The following is a 15,520-nucleotide window of genomic DNA, read 5'->3' on the forward strand; positions in this document are numbered from 1 at the left end:
TGTGATGACACTACCGCTGTTTCCGCTCAATACCGTGCTGTTCCCGGGTTGCTTTCTCGATTTACAGATTTTCGAGGCACGCTACCTGGACATGATCGGGCGCTGCATGAAGCAGGGCGAAGGCTTTGGGGTGGTCTGCATCCTGGAGGGCGAGCAGGTTGGCAAGGCGCCACCGATGGTCGCGTCGATCGGCTGTGAAGCAGTGATCCGCGACTTCGTGCAGCAGGACAACGGTTTGCTGGGGATCCGCGTCGAGGGCGTACGGCGCTTCAACCTGGAAAGCACCGAAGTGCAGAAGGACCAGTTGCTGGTGGGGCAGGTGCAATGGCTACCGGAGCAGGCGGACAGCCCGTTGCTCGAGGCCGATGACGACCTGTTGGCGCTGCTGGTGGCGCTGGGCGAGCACCCGATGGTCGAGGCGCTGGACATGCCGCGCCCGGTGGACGGGCGCCAGGCGCTGGCCAATCAGCTGGCGTACCTGCTGCCGTTCATGGAAGAAGACAAGCTGGACCTGCTGACCCTTGACTCGCCGCAGCAGCGATTGGGGGAGATTCAGAAATTGCTGGAGCGGATTCAGGGTGAGCTTTTCGCCTGACCTCTTTGTGCTGCTTGGGCTGGCCTCTTCGCGGGCTTGCCCGCGAAGAGGCCAGTGAGGGCGACATCAGTACTGGTATCTGAGCAAAGCCTGCGGCAGCGCATGCATGGCAAAGAACGCCAGCAGCGCGATACATGCCGGCAACACCAGCCACCACACCCGCAGCGGCAGGGCCGGCAGTGTTTGCTGGCGCTGCACCACTGCCAGGCTAAGCGCACACACGCAGCACGCCAGCAGCGCCCCAGCCAGGATATCGGTCGGCCAGTGCGCCCCCAGGTACACCCGTGACAGGGCAATCGCCAGCGCCGGAATACAACCCAGCATCACCCAGGTCAGGCGCATCCGTGGCGGCTGGCCGCGCCCTGCCAGTACCGCCATCACCAGAAAGAACGCAAACGACGCCGAGCTGTGCCCGCTGGGCATGCTGTAGCTGGTCAGTGGGTCGGTCAGCACTTCCGGCCTTGCGCGGGCGAACAGCCATTTCAGCGTACCGTTGGCGATTGCCGTGCCCATCAGCGCGCCGGCAGCAAAAAAGGCTTGCCGCCATTGCCGGGCAAGCAGCAGCAGGCCGGTCAGCAGGCCGCCAAGAAACAGTTGCGTGCGGAAATCGCCCAGCCGGGTCACCAGTACCACGGCGCCATCGATGGCCTGGCTGCGATGTTCCTGTACCAGTGTCATCACGCCTTGGTCGAACTCGTGCAGGTAAGGCCAGCCAAAAAATACTCCGGCCAAGGCAGCGAAGCTCATGCCGGCGATCAGTCGTGTTCCATGGCGCTGGTCGCGAATGCTGGTGGTCAGGCTAAAGCCGATGATGACTGCCAGGGTGCCGGCGATGATGCCAGCATCCAGCCAGAAGCCTTCCGGCAGCGGCAGGCGCATGGCCGCGCCGGTGGCCCAGCCTGGCAGCAGGTAGGCCACCGACCAGCCGGCGCCGGCCACCAGGCTGACGGCGATGAAGCGCGGCAGGGGCATGTCGAACATGCCGGCGACCATTGGCAGCATGGGCCGCAGCGGCCCGATGAAGCGCCCCACCAGCAGGCTGGCGATGCCGTAGCGCTGGAAGTAGGTTTCGGCGCTGCCGATCCACTCAGGGTGATGGCGCAGCAATGGCAGGCGGCGAATGTTCTGGTGGAAGTGCTTGCCCAACGTGTACGACACCGCGTCGCCCAGCAAACCGCCGAGAAAACCCAGTAGTAATGTTTCGCCCAGGCTGAAGGCGCCACTGCCGGCCAGTACCGCGACGGCGAACAGCAGCACGGTGCCAGGCACGATGATGCCGGCAATGGCCAGGCACTCGATGCAGGCCACCAGGAAAATCGCCAGGCCAAGCCACTGCGGGTTGGCGCTGAGCCAGCCGGTCAGGCTGTCGAGCCATTGGCCCATGTTCAGCTTCCTTGTTCCAGAATGAAGAAGTCACGGCCTTCGACTTGGCCGCGACGTAACGGGTTCCGCGTGCAGAAACGGGCGTACTCGGCGTCGACGAAGCGGTAGGGCAGGTGCTCGTCGCGCCCGTGCGGGATGCCCAGCCGTGCAGTCTGGATCACCCTTGGTACGGCATTGCCGCAATCGTCCACGTACAGCCGCTCGGCGTCAAAGCGCTGGGCGTCCCAGTGGGGCACTTTCAGGCCCAGCGCCCGGCAGAGCAGGGTCTGGCCGGCGCACAGGCGCGCATCCGGGCGCAGCTTGCCGCTGGCGTCGGGGTTATTCAGTTGCATCTGCGCCAGGCTGTTGGGGCCCGAGCGGGCGTCCTGCCAAGGATAGGCAGACTTGATCAGCACCGCGTTACCCGGGCCTTCGGCGCTGAAGTTCAGCGAGTCGCCGCCGCGGGCGTAGTACATGTAGATGTGCCCGCCATCGAGGAACAATGCCTTGCGCTTTTCGGTGTAGCCGAGCGAGGCGTGGCTGCCCTTGTCAGTGAGGTAGTAGGCCTCGGTCTCAATGATGCGCGCAGCCAGCCACAGGTCGCCGTGGCGATGGCGGATTACCTTGCCCAGCAGCGCCTTGGCCACGGTCTGGGCATCACGGTTGAAAAAGCTGTCGGGCAGGGCTGGCATGCGGGCGGTTCGTGGCTGGGGAGGCGGGGATGATAGCAATGAATGGCTTAATCGAGGCTGAATCGGATATCGAAGTTGGCAGTGCCGGCCTCTTCGCGGGTGAACCCGCTCCCACAGGTGTTTCATAGGGCTCAGGCCGTGTGGAATCAGCGTGGGAGCGGGTTCGCCCGCGAAAGGGTCGGAGCAGGGAGAGGAATTTTCGATAAGTGCAGTTACATCTTTCCTGCGCATTGCCCCAGCCATTTTCTACCATCCGCCACCCGCCGCTGGGCGTACACCTGCGCGGCAGTTATAATCAGTCGATTTCCCCTTCGCCAAGACACCGAACCCATGACTGAGTCCGTTCTTGACTACATGACCCGTTTGGGTCGCGCTGCCCGTGAGGCTTCCCGGGTGATCGGCCGTGCCAGCACCGCGCAGAAGAACCGCGCCCTGCAAGCCGCTGCCGATGCGCTGGATGCTGCCCGTGCCGAACTGACTGCCGCCAACGAGCTGGACCTGGCCGCCGGCCGCGCCAATGGCCTTGAGCCGGCGCTGCTCGACCGCCTGGCGCTGACCCCCGCGCGCATCGACGGCATGATCACCGGCCTGCGTCAGGTCGCCAGCCTGCCGGACCCGGTCGGTGCCATCCGCGACATGAGCTACCGCCCATCCGGTATTCAGGTCGGCAAGATGCGCGCACCGCTGGGGGTGATCGGGATCATCTACGAGTCGCGCCCGAACGTGACCATCGATGCCGCCAGCCTGTGCCTGAAGTCGGGTAACGCAACCATCCTGCGTGGCGGCTCCGAAGCCATCCATTCCAACCGCGCCATCGCCACCTGCATCCAGCGTGGCTTGGCTGCTGCGGGCCTGCCGGCCCCCGTGGTGCAGGTGGTCGAGACCACCGACCGCGAAGCCGTGGGTGCGCTGATCAGCATGCCGCAGTTTGTCGACGTCATTGTGCCGCGTGGCGGCCGTGGGCTGATCGAGCGCATCAGCCGCGATGCCCGCGTTCCGGTCATCAAGCACCTGGACGGCATCTGCCACATCTATGTCAGCCAGCATGCCGACCTGGACAAGGCCTGGAACGTGGCCTTCAACGCCAAGACCTACCGTTATGGCATCTGCGGCGCCATGGAAACCCTGCTGGTCGACCAGCAAGTGGCCGAGCGCTTCCTGCCGGAGATGGCCCGCCGCTTCCAGGAGAAGGGCGTGGAGCTGCGTGGCTGCGAGCGTACCCGCGCGCTGATCGAGGCCAAGCCGGCCACTGAAGACGACTGGCACACCGAGTACCTGGACGCGATCCTGTCGATCCGTGTCGTCGATGGCCTGGACCACGCCATCGAGCACATCAACCACTATGGCTCGCACCACACCGACTCGATCATCAGCGAACACCAGGGTGAAGCCCGCCAGTTCATGGCTGAGGTCGACTCGGCGTCGGTCATGCTCAACACCCCGACCTGCTTCGCCGACGGTTTCGAGTACGGGCTGGGTGCGGAAATCGGTATTTCCACCGACAAGCTGCATGCCCGTGGCCCGGTCGGCCTGGAAGGCCTGACCTGCGAGAAGTACGTAGTGATCGGCGACGGCCAGCTGCGCGGTCAGGAGTCCTGCTGAGTTGAGCAAGGCCCAGGCAGTCCGGCGCATCGGCATTCTAGGCGGCACCTTCGACCCCGTGCACATCGGCCACCTGCGCAGCGCGCTGGAAGTGGCCGAGTTCATGGGGCTGGACGAGCTGCGCCTGTTGCCCAACGCCCGGCCGCCGCACCGCGACACCCCGCAGGTGGGCGCGCAGGATCGCCTGGCCATGGTCCGCGAAGCGGTGCAAGGCGTTGCTTGCCTGAGCGTCGATGCCCGCGAGCTGGAACGGAACAAGCCGTCGTACACCATCGATACGCTGGAATCGATCCGCGCCGAACTGGCCGGCAACGACCAGTTGTTCCTGGTGCTGGGCTGGGATGCCTTCTGTGGCCTGCCTGGTTGGCACCGCTGGGAAGAATTGCTGCAACATTGTCACATCCTGGTGCTGCAACGCCCGGATGCCGACGTAGAACCCCCTGACGAGCTGCGCAACCTGCTGGCTGCGCGCTCGGAGAGCGATCCCGCCGCCATGTCCGGCCCGGCGGGAAATATTTCGTTCGTCTGGCAGACGCCGCTTGCGGTGTCGGCTACACAGATCCGACAGCTGCTGGCCAGCGGCAAATCGGTGAGGTTCCTGGTGCCGGACGCCGTACTGGCCTACATCGAGGCGCACGAACTGTATCGTGCGCCTAACTGACGGTGCCTCTGGCGCCTCATCCAACGAGTTGAACGAGTTTTATATGAGCAAGCAGAAAACCAATGGCATCAGTGGCGAAGAACTGGTCAAACTGACCATTAGCGCTCTGGAAGACGTCAAAGCCCAGGACATCCAGGTTATCGACGTCCGCGAAAAGCACAGCCTGACCGACTACATGATCATTGCCACCGGTACCTCCAACCGCCAGATCAACGCGATGCTGGAAAAGGTCCGTGAAGCGGTCAAGAAACAAGGCGCGCAGCCGCTGGGCGAAGAAGGCAAGGGCGACAGCGACTGGGTTCTGCTGGACCTGAATGACGTCATCGTGCACATGATGACTGCCGCTGCCCGCCAGTTCTACGACCTGGAGCGTCTGTGGGCGGGTGCCGAGCAGAGCCGTGCTGCTGATGCCAAGCATCACAGCCCGGAAAACGCCAGCGCCTACTTCGATGACAAGATCAAAGACCGGGAATAAGGAAGCGTCGTGCGTCTGCGCCTGATCGCGGTCGGCTCGCGCATGCCGAAGTGGGTCGAGGAAGGCTGGCATGAATATGCCAAGCGCCTGCCCGCCCAGCTGTCGCTGGAGCTGGTGGAAATCCCGCTGAATACCCGTGGCAAGAATGCCGATGTCGCCCGCCTGATCCGTCAGGAAGGCGAAGCCATGCTGAGCAAGGTTCAGCCTGGGGAACGCATTGTCACCCTCGAGGTCCATGGCAAGCCTTGGAGCACCGAGCAGCTGGCGACCGAGCTGGACCGCTGGCGCCTGGATGCGCGCACGGTGAATTTGATGGTCGGAGGCCCGGAAGGCCTGGCGCCTGAGGTTTGCGCGCGCGCCGAGCAACGCTGGTCGCTGTCGCCGCTGACCTTGCCGCACCCGTTGGTAAGGATACTCATCGGCGAGCAGATCTACCGCGCCTGGACCGTGTTGTCCGGGCACCCTTACCACAAATGAGCCTGTAAGCAGTCAGATGTCGCAGCCGATCCGCCTCAAGGACCACGAGAAAGACGCCCGCCTGGTGCGCAACCGCGTCGTGGTCGGCGCAGTGGCGATCGTGCTGCTTATTTGCGTGCTGATTGCGCGGCTGTACTACCTGCAGATCATCCAGTACGACTACCACTCGACGCTCTCGGAGAACAACCGGGTGCATGTGCAGCCGATCCCGCCGACCCGCGGGTTGATCTTCGACCGCAACGGGGTGATCGTTGCCGACAACCGGCCCAGCTTCAGCCTGTCGATGACCCGCGAACGTGCGGGTAACTGGCAGGAAGTGCTGGACACCATCGTCGAAGTGCTGGATTTGACAACCGACGACCGGGCCCTGTTCGAGAAGCGCATGCGCCAGGGCCGTCGGCCGTTCGAGCCGGTGCCGATCCTGTTCGAACTCAACGAAGAGCAGATCGCCCGGGTGGCGGTGAACCAGTTCCGCCTGCCAGGCGTGGAAGTGGTGGCCCAGCTGGTGCGGCATTACCCGCAGGGTGCGCATTTCGCCCACTCGGTGGGTTATGTTGGGCGCATCAACGAGAAAGAGCTGAAAACCCTCGACCCGGTGAACTACAGCGGCACTCACCATATCGGCAAGACCGGCATCGAGCGCTTCTACGAAGACGACCTGCACGGCCAGGTCGGCTACGAAGAAGTCGAAACCAACGCTCGGGGGCGCGTGCTGCGGGTGCTCAAGCGCACCGACCCGAAACCGGGCAAGGACATTGTGCTGAGCCTGGACATCAAGCTGCAGGAGGCCGCTGAGGCCGCCCTGGGTGGCCGGCGTGGCGCAGTGGTAGCACTCGACCCACGTACTGGCGAGGTGCTGGCGATGGTCAGCCAGCCAAGCTTCGACCCCAACCTGTTCGTCACCGGCATCAGCTTCAAGGCCTATGCCGAACTGCGCGATTCGATCGACCGGCCGCTGTTCAACCGCGTGCTGCGTGGCCTGTACCCGCCTGGTTCGACCATCAAGCCGGCGGTGGCCATCGCCGGCCTGGACAGTGGCGTGGTCAATGCCAGCAGCCGGGTGTTCGACCCGGGCTATTACCAACTGCCCAACTATGACCACAAATACCGTAACTGGAACCGCTCCGGCGATGGCTGGGTCGACCTGGACACCGCGATCATGCGTTCCAACGACACCTACTTCTACGACCTTGCGCACAAGATGGGCATCGATCGGCTGTCCAGCTACATGAACAGGTTCGGCATCGGCCAGCGGGTTTCCCTCGACATGTTTGAGGAGTCTGCCGGGTTGATGCCGTCGCGCGAATGGAAGCGTGCCACCCGCCGCCAGGCCTGGTTCCCTGGTGAAACTCTGATTCTCGGTATTGGCCAGGGCTACATGCAGGCCACGCCGCTGCAGCTGGCCCAGGCCACTGCGCTGATCGCCAACAAGGGCGTGTGGAACCGCCCGCACCTGGCCAAGACCATCGAAGGCCAGCAGCCTGTGGACGAAAACCCCATGGAAAACATCGTGCTGCGTGACAAGTCCGACTGGGCCAAGGTCACCCATGGCATGGAGCAGGTAATGCACGGCGCCCGCGGTACTGCGCGCAAGGCTGCCGCCGGCGCCCAGTACCGCATTGCCGGCAAGAGCGGTACCGCCCAGGTGGTGGCGATCAAGCAAGGCGAGAAGTACGACCGCAACAAGCTTCAGGAGCGCCACCGCGACCACGCCTTGTTCGTCGCCTTTGCCCCGGCCGAAGCCCCGAAAATCGTGGTATCGGTGATGGTCGAGAACGGTGAGTCCGGCTCGGGCGTGGCTGCGCCCGTGGTACGCCAGATCATGGACGCCTGGCTGCTCGACGAAAATGGCCGGCTCAAGCCCGAGTTCGCGCCTGCCACCGTTACCCAGGAATCGGCCCTGTGATGAACAATTTCGATCGCATGCTCTCCAGTGAGGATGTGATGCGTCGGCGCGCCAGCTTTCTGCAGCGCATCCATGTCGACGGCCCCTTGCTGATCATTCTGCTCACCCTTGCGGCCGGCAGCCTGTTCGTCCTTTATTCGGCCAGTGGCAAGAACTGGGACCTGCTGCTCAAGCAGGCCACCTCGTTCGGCATCGGCCTGGTGTCGATGTTCGTCATCGCCCAGCTGGAGCCGCGCTTCATGGCACGCTGGGTGCCGCTGGCGTACCTGACCGGGGTGCTGTTGCTGGTGGTGGTGGACGTGATGGGCCACAACGCCATGGGCGCCACGCGCTGGATCAACATTCCCGGCGTGATCCGCTTCCAGCCCTCGGAATTCATGAAGATCATCATGCCGGCGACCATCGCCTGGTACCTGTCCAAGCGCACCTTGCCGCCCCACTTGAAGCACGTGGCGATCAGCCTGGTGTTGATCGGCGTGCCGTTCATCCTGATCGTGCGCCAGCCCGACCTGGGCACGGCGCTGCTGATTCTCGCCTCCGGCGCCTTCGTGCTGTTCATGGGTGGCCTGCGTTGGCGCTGGATCCTCAGTGTGCTGACGGCGGCGGTGCCGGTGGCGGTGGCGATGTGGTTTTTCGTCATGCACGACTATCAGAAGCAGCGGGTACTGACCTTCCTCGACCCGGAAAGCGACCCGCTGGGCACGGGCTGGAACATCATCCAGTCCAAGGCGGCGATCGGCTCGGGCGGGGTGTTCGGCAAGGGCTGGCTGCTCGGCACCCAGTCGCACCTGGATTTTCTGCCGGAAAGCCACACCGACTTCATCATCGCCGTACTGGGCGAGGAGTTCGGCCTGGTCGGTATCTGCCTGCTGCTGATTGTCTACCTGCTGCTGATCGGCCGTGGCCTGATGATCACCGCCCAGGCGCAGACCCTGTTTGGCAAGCTGCTCGCGGGCAGCCTGACCATGACCTTCTTTGTATACGTGTTCGTCAATATCGGGATGGTCAGCGGCCTCCTGCCCGTGGTGGGCGTGCCGCTACCCTTCATCAGCTATGGCGGAACATCGTTGGTGACGCTGCTTTCAGCGTTTGGCGTTCTGATGTCGATCCACACGCACCGCAAATGGATCGCACAGGTTTGAATAAGGTGAAGAATTTCATGCAAGCAGTGCGTAACTGGGCTGCCCGTTGTGCGCCGTGGATCGGCGCGGTGGGCCTGTTCGGCGCTGTACATCTGGCCCATGCCGGCGATTACCAAGGCTCACCGCAGGTGGCCGAGTTTGTTGGCGAAATGAGCCGCGACTATGGTTTTGCCCCTGAGCAGCTGATGGGCGTGTTCCGTGAAGTGCAGCGCAAGCAGTCGATCCTCGACGCCATCTCGCGCCCGGCCGAAAAGGTCAAGCCGTGGAAGGACTACCGGCCGATGTTCCTCACCGACGCGCGTATTGCCCGTGGTGTGGACTTCTGGCGCCAGCACGAGGCCGTGCTGGCCCGTGCCGAGCAGGAATACGGCGTGCCGGCGCAGTACATTGTGTCGATCATCGGTGTGGAAACGTTCTTTGGCCGCAACACCGGCAACTACCGGGTGATCGACGCGCTGTCGACGCTGGGCTTCGATTACCCGCCGCGGGCCGAGTTCTTCCGCAAGGAACTGCGCGAATTCCTGCTGTTGGCCCGTGATGAACAGCTCGACCCGCTGACGCTCAAAGGCTCCTATGCCGGCGCCATGGGCCTGCCGCAGTTCATGCCGAGCAGTTTTCGCAACTACGCGGTGGACTTCGACGGTGATGGTCACATCAATATCTGGAATAACCCGGACGATGCCATCGGCAGCGTCGCCAGCTACTTCAAGCGCCATGGCTGGGTAGCGGGCGGGGGCGTGGTCAGCCGCGCCTGGGTGGACGGTGCACGTGCCGACCAAGGCCTGACCACCGGTATCGAGCCGGTGAAGACGGTAGGGGAGTTGCGCGCGCTTGGCTGGTCGGTTCATGATTCGCTGCGCGATGATCTGCCGGTTACCGCCTTCCGCCTTGAGGGCGACAATGGCCCCGAGTACTGGGTGGGCCTGAAGAACTTCTACGCGATCACTCGCTATAACCGCAGCGTGATGTATGCCATGGCGGTGCATCAGCTTGCGCAACAGCTGGTTCAAGCACGGGGCGTCAAGTAATGCGCGCAATCATTTCTGCCAATTCCTTCAAGCTGTTGACCTGCCTCGCCGTTGGCGTGCTGCTGGCCAGCTGTTCATCCAGCCGCCCGCCCCAGCAAAGCAGTGGCAACGTCGTGCGTGCCCAGCCGGGGCTGGACATCAACCGGGCCCACAAGGACGGCGCGCCGTGGTGGGACGTGGATGTGAACAAGATCCCCGATGCTACGCCGACCGTGCACACCGGCAACTACAAGGCCAACCCCTACACGGTGTTGGGCAAGACTTATTACCCGATGCAGGACGCGCGCAATTACCGCGCCGAGGGCACCGCGTCGTGGTACGGCACCAAGTTCCACGGGCAGAACACCGCCAACGGCGAGCTGTACGACCTCTATGGCATGAGCGCGGCGCACAAGACCCTGCCGCTGCCGGCCTACGTGCGGGTGACCAACCTTGCCAACGGCCGGAGCGTGATCCTGCGGGTGAATGACCGTGGCCCGTTCTATTCGGACCGCATCATCGACCTGTCCTACGCGGCAGCGAAAAAGCTCGGCTATGCCGAGACCGGCACCGCGCATGTGCGCGTGGAGGGTATCGACCCGCAGCAGTGGTGGGCCCAGCGTGGCCAGACGCCGCCGATGGTGCTGAAAGAGCCGCAGGTGGCCCAGACCCAGGCGATCCCGGCCACTACCGGGCGTGTCGAGCAATGGACCCCGCCGGCCCAACAGCATGCAGCGCCGGTAGTGCCGGTGCAGGTCGGGGGCAACAACGTACCTGGCGGCAATGGCGGCAGCTTCCTGCAGGTGGGCGCCTTCGCCAACCCGGACGCCGCCGAACTGCTGCGCTCCAAGCTCAGCACCATGGTCAGCGCACCGGTGTTCATCAGCTCGATCGTGCGCAACCAGCAGACCCTGCACCGCGTGCGCCTGGGGCCGATCGGCAGCCAGGGCGAGATCCAGCAAGCACAAGACAGCATCCGCCTGGCGAACTTGGGGCAGGCCAAGCTGGTCACAGCAGACTGACCGCGTCGTCTTCTTCGCGGGCACGCCCGCTCCCACAGGGGTATGCGACACCCTGTGGGAGCGGGCGTGCCCGCGAAGAAGGCAACACCAAACTGTCGGTTTTGTCATGAATTGCCGGGCGCGGCCATGTACAATGACGGCTTTTGCCCGCAGCGACATAAAGCCGCACATGCGGGCCAGGCCAACGGCCATAAAACTAGACTGACTGGCGCTGGGCACACGATCTTGCCCAGGGAACATCTCAGACCATTAGCGATTTTCGAGAGACGGATGAACATCACCAACCTTGCCAAACGACTTTGCCTGCCTGTACTGCTGATGATCACGCCTGCCGCCTTCGCGGCAGAGCAGATGACGCCGGCACCACCGCAACTGGCAGCCAAGTCCTACGTACTCATGGACGCGTCCAGCGGCAACGTGCTGGTCGAGAACAACGGTGACGAGCGTCTGCCGCCAGCCAGCCTGACCAAGCTGATGACCGCCTACATCGCCACCCTGGACATCCGCCGCGGCCAGATCGGTGAGAACGACCCGGTTACCGTCAGCGAAAACGCCTGGCGTACCGGCGGTTCGCGCATGTTCATCAAGGTCGGCAGCCAGGTGACTGTCAGCGACCTGCTGCACGGCATCATCATCCAGTCCGGCAACGACGCTTCGGTCGCCCTGGCCGAGCACATCGCCGGCAGCGAAGATGCCTTTGCCGACATGATGAACAAGACGGCTGCCGACCTGGGCATGAGCAACAGCCACTTCATGAACCCGACTGGCCTGCCGAACCCGGAGCACTACTCGTCGGCGCATGACATGGCAACCCTGGCCCGTGCGATCATCACCGTCGACCCGGCCCACTACGCCATCTACTCGCAGAAAGAGTTCTTCTGGAACAACATCAAGCAGCCTAACCGCAACCTGCTGCTGTGGCGTGACAAGACCGTCGATGGCCTGAAGACCGGCCACACCGACGAAGCCGGCTACTGCATGGTGGCTTCGGCCGTTCGTGATGGCCAGCGCCTGATCGCCGTGGTGTTCGGCACCAACAGCGAGCAGTCCCGTGCTGCCGAGACCCAGAAGCTGCTGACCTACGGTTTCCGCTTCTTCGAAACCCAGACCTTCTACCAGAAGGGCACCGAGCTGACCCAGGCCCCGGTCTGGAAGGGCGCGACCAGCCAGATCAAGGCTGGCCTGGCCGACGACCTGACCATGACTATGCCTAAAGGCCAATTGAAGCGCCTGCAGGCTTCGATGACCATGAACCCGCAGCTCACCGCGCCAATCGCCAAAGGTGACGTGATCGGCAAAGTGGAAGTCAAACTGGACGAGAAAGTGGTTCACAGCGCCGACCTGATCGCCCTCGATGGCGTCGAGGAAGGTGGTTTCTTCCGCCGTATGTGGGATAGCATCCGTCTATTCTTCTTCGGGTTGTTCAACTGATACGTGACCTGCATGCCCCCGCGTATCTAGCGGGGGTGTTGTTGTTGCCACGGCTTACGAGGCCGTTTCCGCCATGAGCGAACCAGACGTCAAGTCGCACAAGATCGAATTCCCTTGCGCTGATTACCCGATCAAGGTGATCGGCGATACCGTTGTCCATTTCAAGGACACGGTCGTCGAGATCTTGAAGAAATATGCTGAGGTCGACATGAAGACCTTGGCTGAGCGCCAGAGCAAGGAAGGCAAGTACACCACCGTGCAATTGCACATCGTTGCCACCAGCGAAGACCAGTTGCACGACATCAATAGCGCCCTGCGCGCTACCGGCATCGTGAAAATGGTGCTCTGATGTCCGCCTGTCTCGGTTTTCGCGAGCTTGGCCTGCAGCCCTACGAACCGGTGCTGGAGGCCATGCGTCGCTTTACCGAGCAGCGCAGCCCGGACAGCCAGGATGAAATCTGGCTGGTCGAGCACCCCGCAGTCTTCACCCAGGGCCAGGCCGGCAAGGCCGAGCACCTGCTGGTGCCGGGCGACATCCCGGTGGTGCAGACCGACCGCGGTGGCCAGGTGACCTACCATGGCCCCGGTCAGCAGGTGGCCTACCTGCTGCTGGACGTGCGCCGGCTGGGCTTTGGCGTACGCGAGTTGGTCAGCCGTATCGAACAGGCCCTGATCGGCCTGCTCGCCAGTTACGACGTGCAGGCATCGGCCAAGGCCGATGCCCCGGGCGTCTATGTCGACGGAGCGAAGATCGCCTCCCTCGGCCTGCGAATTCGCAACGGCCGTTCGTTCCACGGCCTTGCCCTGAACGTGGACATGGACCTTGCGCCATTCCGCCGAATCAACCCCTGCGGCTATGCGGGGCTGGCCATGACCCAGCTGCGCGACCTGGCAGGTCCGATCGAACTCGACGAGGTCAGGACAAGGCTGCGCGGACAGCTGGTCAAGCACCTCGACTACGCTGAGCAGACGACCCTCACGGGCGGAATCGACTGAATATGACAACTGTGCAAGAAGCCGTGCCGAACCTGATACCTACCCTGGATGCCACCCCGCGCCAAGCGCCGAAAAAGGTGGAAGCCGGGGTCAAACTGCGTGGTGCCGACAAAGTCGCGCGCATCCCGGTAAAGATCATCCCGACCGATGAGCTGCCGAAAAAGCCTGACTGGATCCGCGTGCGTATCCCGGTTTCGCCCGAGGTAGACCGCATCAAGCAACTGCTGCGCAAGCACAAGCTGCACAGCGTGTGCGAAGAGGCCTCCTGCCCGAACCTGGGTGAGTGCTTCTCTGGTGGCACCGCCACCTTCATGATCATGGGTGACATCTGCACCCGTCGTTGCCCGTTCTGTGACGTTGGCCACGGCCGACCGAAACCGCTGGACCTGGACGAGCCAAAAAACCTGGCGGTCGCCATTGCCGACCTGCGCCTGAAGTACGTGGTGATCACCTCGGTGGACCGCGACGACCTGCGTGATGGCGGCGCCCAGCACTTTGCCGACTGCATCCGCGAAATTCGCGCGCTGTCGCCGGGTGTGCAGCTGGAAACCCTGGTGCCGGACTACCGTGGCCGCATGGACGTTGCGTTGGCGATCACTGCGCAAGAGCCGCCAGATGTGTTCAACCACAACCTCGAGACCGTGCCGCGCCTGTACAAGGCCGCGCGCCCGGGTTCCGATTACGACTGGTCGCTGGACCTGCTGCAGAAGTTCAAGCAGATGGTGCCGCACGTACCTACCAAGTCGGGCCTGATGCTCGGCCTGGGCGAGACTGACGAAGAAGTGATCGAGGTGATGCACCGCATGCGTGAGCATGAAATCGACATGCTCACCCTCGGCCAGTACTTGCAGCCATCGCGTAGCCACCTGCCGGTGCAACGTTTCGTTCACCCGGACACCTTCGCCTGGTTCGCCGAGGAAGGTTACAAGATGGGCTTCAAGAACGTCGCCTCCGGCCCGCTGGTGCGTTCTTCGTACCACGCTGACCAGCAAGCTCACGAAGCCAAGATCAAGCTCTGAGCCAAAAGCAGAGCTACGTATGCCGATGCACGCCGAAAGGCGGCATCGGCATTTTTATTTGTGCCACCTGCGCTGCAAGGAGCCGCGATGAATTGCGCCGAAACTGTCCAACCCAGCCTGTCAGCCGCGCTGCCGGCTAACGCCTGCTTTGCCATTGTCGCGCCGGCAGGCGCGGCGCGTCTGGATACGCACAAGGTCAGCCAGTGGTTTGCTGACCGCGGCTACCGTTGCCGTATCTACCCGGGTGCCCTGCAAGCGCAGGGTTACCTGGCGGGGCCGGACCAGCAGCGCCTGCAGGACCTGCACGATGCCTTTGCCGACCCGGCCATCGACGCCATCCTGTGCATGCGCGGGGGCTATGGCAGCATGCGTTTGCTCGATCAGCTCGACTTCGAGCTCATTCGCCGCCACCCTAAACCGTTGATCGGCTACAGCGACATTACTGCACTGCACACTGCTATCTACCGGCATTGCGGCGGGCTGGTTACCTTCCACGGGGGGATGCTGAATGCCGATCTGCTGGGGGCCAAGTTGCCGCCGACCGAATCGTCGTTGTTGGCACAGTTGGGTGGGCTTGTGCGGTGCGGCGAGCAGATCGCGCACCCGGCGGACTATGCCTTGACCACGGTGTTGCCGGGTGTGGCCAGCGGGCCGCTGCTGGGCGGCAACCTGTCGATGCTGGGGGCGACCATGGGGACGCTTGCCGAGCTGGATACTCAGGGCTGCATCCTGTTCATCGAGGACGTCAACGAGCCGTTGTACCGGGTGGACCGGCTGCTGACTCAGTTACGCCTGGCGGGCAAGCTGGAGGGGATCAAGGGTGTGCTGGCAGGGGACTTTGCCGGGATCACCACGGCGGCGTTGGCGCCGTTGCTGGAGAATACCTTCGCGCCCCTGGGTGTGCCGGTGCTGGCGGGGTGGCGCAGTGGGCATTGCGACCCGAATGTGTGCTTGCCGCTGGGGGCTCGGGTCAGGCTGGACAGTGATCGGCAGAGCCTGGTGCTGGAGCAGGACCTGTTCAAGGTTTGAGATTGTCGGGGCTGCTTTGCAGCCCATCGCGGCACAAGGCCGCTCCTACAGGGAATTGCGATACATTGCAGTTACGCGGTTGGCTGCAGGAGCGCCCCCAGCAA

At 63.4% G+C, this 15,520-nt stretch carries 16 protein-coding genes; 14 read left to right on the forward strand and 2 right to left on the reverse strand.

What is annotated here, in order from left to right:
* Positions 1-4 precede the first annotated feature (4 nt).
* Positions 5-595 (forward strand): LON peptidase substrate-binding domain-containing protein, encoded by a 591-nt coding sequence (locus tag SB756_RS22940; RefSeq protein WP_016501812.1) that lies wholly within the window; start codon positions 5-7, stop codon positions 593-595.
* A gap of 66 nt (positions 596-661) precedes the next feature.
* Here SB756_RS22940 and SB756_RS22945 read toward each other — a convergent pair whose 3' ends face one another.
* Positions 662-1,978, reverse strand: coding sequence for a bifunctional DedA family/phosphatase PAP2 family protein (locus SB756_RS22945; protein WP_410911975.1), 1,317 nt, complete (start codon positions 1,976-1,978; stop codon positions 662-664).
* Between the two features lie 2 nt (positions 1,979-1,980).
* Positions 1,981-2,649 (reverse strand): DNA-3-methyladenine glycosylase, encoded by a 669-nt coding sequence (locus tag SB756_RS22950; protein WP_341796869.1) that lies wholly within the window; start codon positions 2,647-2,649, stop codon positions 1,981-1,983.
* A 330-nt stretch (positions 2,650-2,979) separates the two neighbouring features.
* On the opposite strand from SB756_RS22950, the gene SB756_RS22955 reads away from it, so the two are divergent.
* The 13 genes from SB756_RS22955 (at position 2,980) to SB756_RS23015 (ending at position 15,416) form a co-directional block, all read left to right on the forward strand.
* Positions 2,980-4,251, forward strand: a complete 1,272-nt coding sequence (locus SB756_RS22955; RefSeq protein ID WP_410911977.1) for a glutamate-5-semialdehyde dehydrogenase — start codon at positions 2,980-2,982, stop codon at positions 4,249-4,251.
* A gap of 1 nt (position 4,252) precedes the next feature.
* Positions 4,253-4,912: a nicotinate-nucleotide adenylyltransferase gene (nadD, locus tag SB756_RS22960; protein ID WP_410911979.1), complete on the forward strand. Its 660-nt coding sequence runs from the start codon at positions 4,253-4,255 to the stop codon at positions 4,910-4,912.
* Between the two features lie 43 nt (positions 4,913-4,955).
* Positions 4,956-5,387 (forward strand): ribosome silencing factor, encoded by a 432-nt coding sequence (gene rsfS / locus SB756_RS22965; RefSeq protein ID WP_016489366.1) that lies wholly within the window; start codon positions 4,956-4,958, stop codon positions 5,385-5,387.
* A 9-nt stretch (positions 5,388-5,396) separates the two neighbouring features.
* A complete protein-coding gene (rlmH, locus tag SB756_RS22970) occupies positions 5,397-5,864 on the forward strand; it encodes a 23S rRNA (pseudouridine(1915)-N(3))-methyltransferase RlmH (protein ID WP_410911981.1) in 468 nt (155 codons plus the stop codon).
* Between the two features lie 16 nt (positions 5,865-5,880).
* Complete coding sequence (gene mrdA / locus SB756_RS22975) at positions 5,881-7,770, forward strand: penicillin-binding protein 2 (protein WP_016501807.1); 1,890 nt, start codon at positions 5,881-5,883, stop codon at positions 7,768-7,770.
* Between the two features lie 38 nt (positions 7,771-7,808).
* Positions 7,809-8,912: a rod shape-determining protein RodA gene (gene rodA / locus SB756_RS22980; RefSeq protein WP_049275595.1), complete on the forward strand. Its 1,104-nt coding sequence runs from the start codon at positions 7,809-7,811 to the stop codon at positions 8,910-8,912.
* 17 nt (positions 8,913-8,929) lie between these two features.
* Positions 8,930-9,940, forward strand: coding sequence for a lytic murein transglycosylase B (gene mltB, locus SB756_RS22985; RefSeq protein WP_016501806.1), 1,011 nt, complete (start codon positions 8,930-8,932; stop codon positions 9,938-9,940).
* Positions 9,940-10,941 (forward strand): septal ring lytic transglycosylase RlpA family protein, encoded by a 1,002-nt coding sequence (locus SB756_RS22990; protein WP_410911983.1) that lies wholly within the window; start codon positions 9,940-9,942, stop codon positions 10,939-10,941. The genes mltB and SB756_RS22990 overlap by 1 nt, the downstream gene beginning before the upstream one ends.
* A 270-nt stretch (positions 10,942-11,211) precedes the next feature.
* Positions 11,212-12,372 (forward strand): D-alanyl-D-alanine carboxypeptidase family protein, encoded by a 1,161-nt coding sequence (locus SB756_RS22995; RefSeq protein WP_016489361.1) that lies wholly within the window; start codon positions 11,212-11,214, stop codon positions 12,370-12,372.
* 73 nt (positions 12,373-12,445) lie between these two features.
* Positions 12,446-12,721 (forward strand): DUF493 domain-containing protein, encoded by a 276-nt coding sequence (locus SB756_RS23000; protein WP_016501804.1) that lies wholly within the window; start codon positions 12,446-12,448, stop codon positions 12,719-12,721.
* On the forward strand, positions 12,721-13,368 hold the full coding sequence (gene lipB, locus SB756_RS23005; RefSeq protein WP_410911985.1) for a lipoyl(octanoyl) transferase LipB: 648 nt from the start codon (positions 12,721-12,723) through the stop codon (positions 13,366-13,368). The genes SB756_RS23000 and lipB overlap by 1 nt, the downstream gene beginning before the upstream one ends.
* Before the next feature lie 2 nt (positions 13,369-13,370).
* On the forward strand, positions 13,371-14,387 hold the full coding sequence (gene lipA / locus SB756_RS23010; protein ID WP_016501803.1) for a lipoyl synthase: 1,017 nt from the start codon (positions 13,371-13,373) through the stop codon (positions 14,385-14,387).
* A gap of 87 nt (positions 14,388-14,474) precedes the next feature.
* The gene (locus tag SB756_RS23015) at positions 14,475-15,416 is read left to right on the forward strand and encodes an LD-carboxypeptidase (protein WP_410911987.1); all 942 of its coding nucleotides are present in this window, start codon (positions 14,475-14,477) and stop codon (positions 15,414-15,416) included.
* The last annotated feature ends 104 nt before the right edge of the window (positions 15,417-15,520 follow it).

The organism is Pseudomonas sp. SIMBA_068, assembly GCF_046534705.1.
Lineage (GTDB): Bacteria > Pseudomonadota > Gammaproteobacteria > Pseudomonadales > Pseudomonadaceae > Aquipseudomonas > Aquipseudomonas putida.

Bases quoted from the DNA above. Each gene is read 5' to 3' on its own strand.
- SB756_RS22950 (WP_341796869.1), bottom strand. From the start codon at position 2,649: ATGCCAGCCCTGCCCGACAGCTTTTTCAACCGTGATGCCCAGACCGTG.
- SB756_RS22990 (WP_410911983.1), top strand. From the start codon at position 9,940: ATGCGCGCAATCATTTCTGCCAATTCCTTCAAGCTGTTGACCTGCCTC.
- mltB (WP_016501806.1), top strand. From the start codon at position 8,930: ATGCAAGCAGTGCGTAACTGGGCTGCCCGTTGTGCGCCGTGGATCGGC.
- SB756_RS23015 (WP_410911987.1), top strand. From the start codon at position 14,475: ATGAATTGCGCCGAAACTGTCCAACCCAGCCTGTCAGCCGCGCTGCCG.
- lipA (WP_016501803.1), top strand. From the start codon at position 13,371: ATGACAACTGTGCAAGAAGCCGTGCCGAACCTGATACCTACCCTGGAT.
- SB756_RS22995 (WP_016489361.1), top strand. From the start codon at position 11,212: ATGAACATCACCAACCTTGCCAAACGACTTTGCCTGCCTGTACTGCTG.
- SB756_RS22940 (WP_016501812.1), top strand. From the start codon at position 5: ATGACACTACCGCTGTTTCCGCTCAATACCGTGCTGTTCCCGGGTTGC.
- SB756_RS23000 (WP_016501804.1), top strand. From the start codon at position 12,446: ATGAGCGAACCAGACGTCAAGTCGCACAAGATCGAATTCCCTTGCGCT.
- lipB (WP_410911985.1), top strand. From the start codon at position 12,721: ATGTCCGCCTGTCTCGGTTTTCGCGAGCTTGGCCTGCAGCCCTACGAA.
- rodA (WP_049275595.1), top strand. From the start codon at position 7,809: ATGCGTCGGCGCGCCAGCTTTCTGCAGCGCATCCATGTCGACGGCCCC.
- SB756_RS22955 (WP_410911977.1), top strand. From the start codon at position 2,980: ATGACTGAGTCCGTTCTTGACTACATGACCCGTTTGGGTCGCGCTGCC.
- mrdA (WP_016501807.1), top strand. From the start codon at position 5,881: ATGTCGCAGCCGATCCGCCTCAAGGACCACGAGAAAGACGCCCGCCTG.
- SB756_RS22945 (WP_410911975.1), bottom strand. From the start codon at position 1,978: ATGGGCCAATGGCTCGACAGCCTGACCGGCTGGCTCAGCGCCAACCCG.
- rsfS (WP_016489366.1), top strand. From the start codon at position 4,956: ATGAGCAAGCAGAAAACCAATGGCATCAGTGGCGAAGAACTGGTCAAA.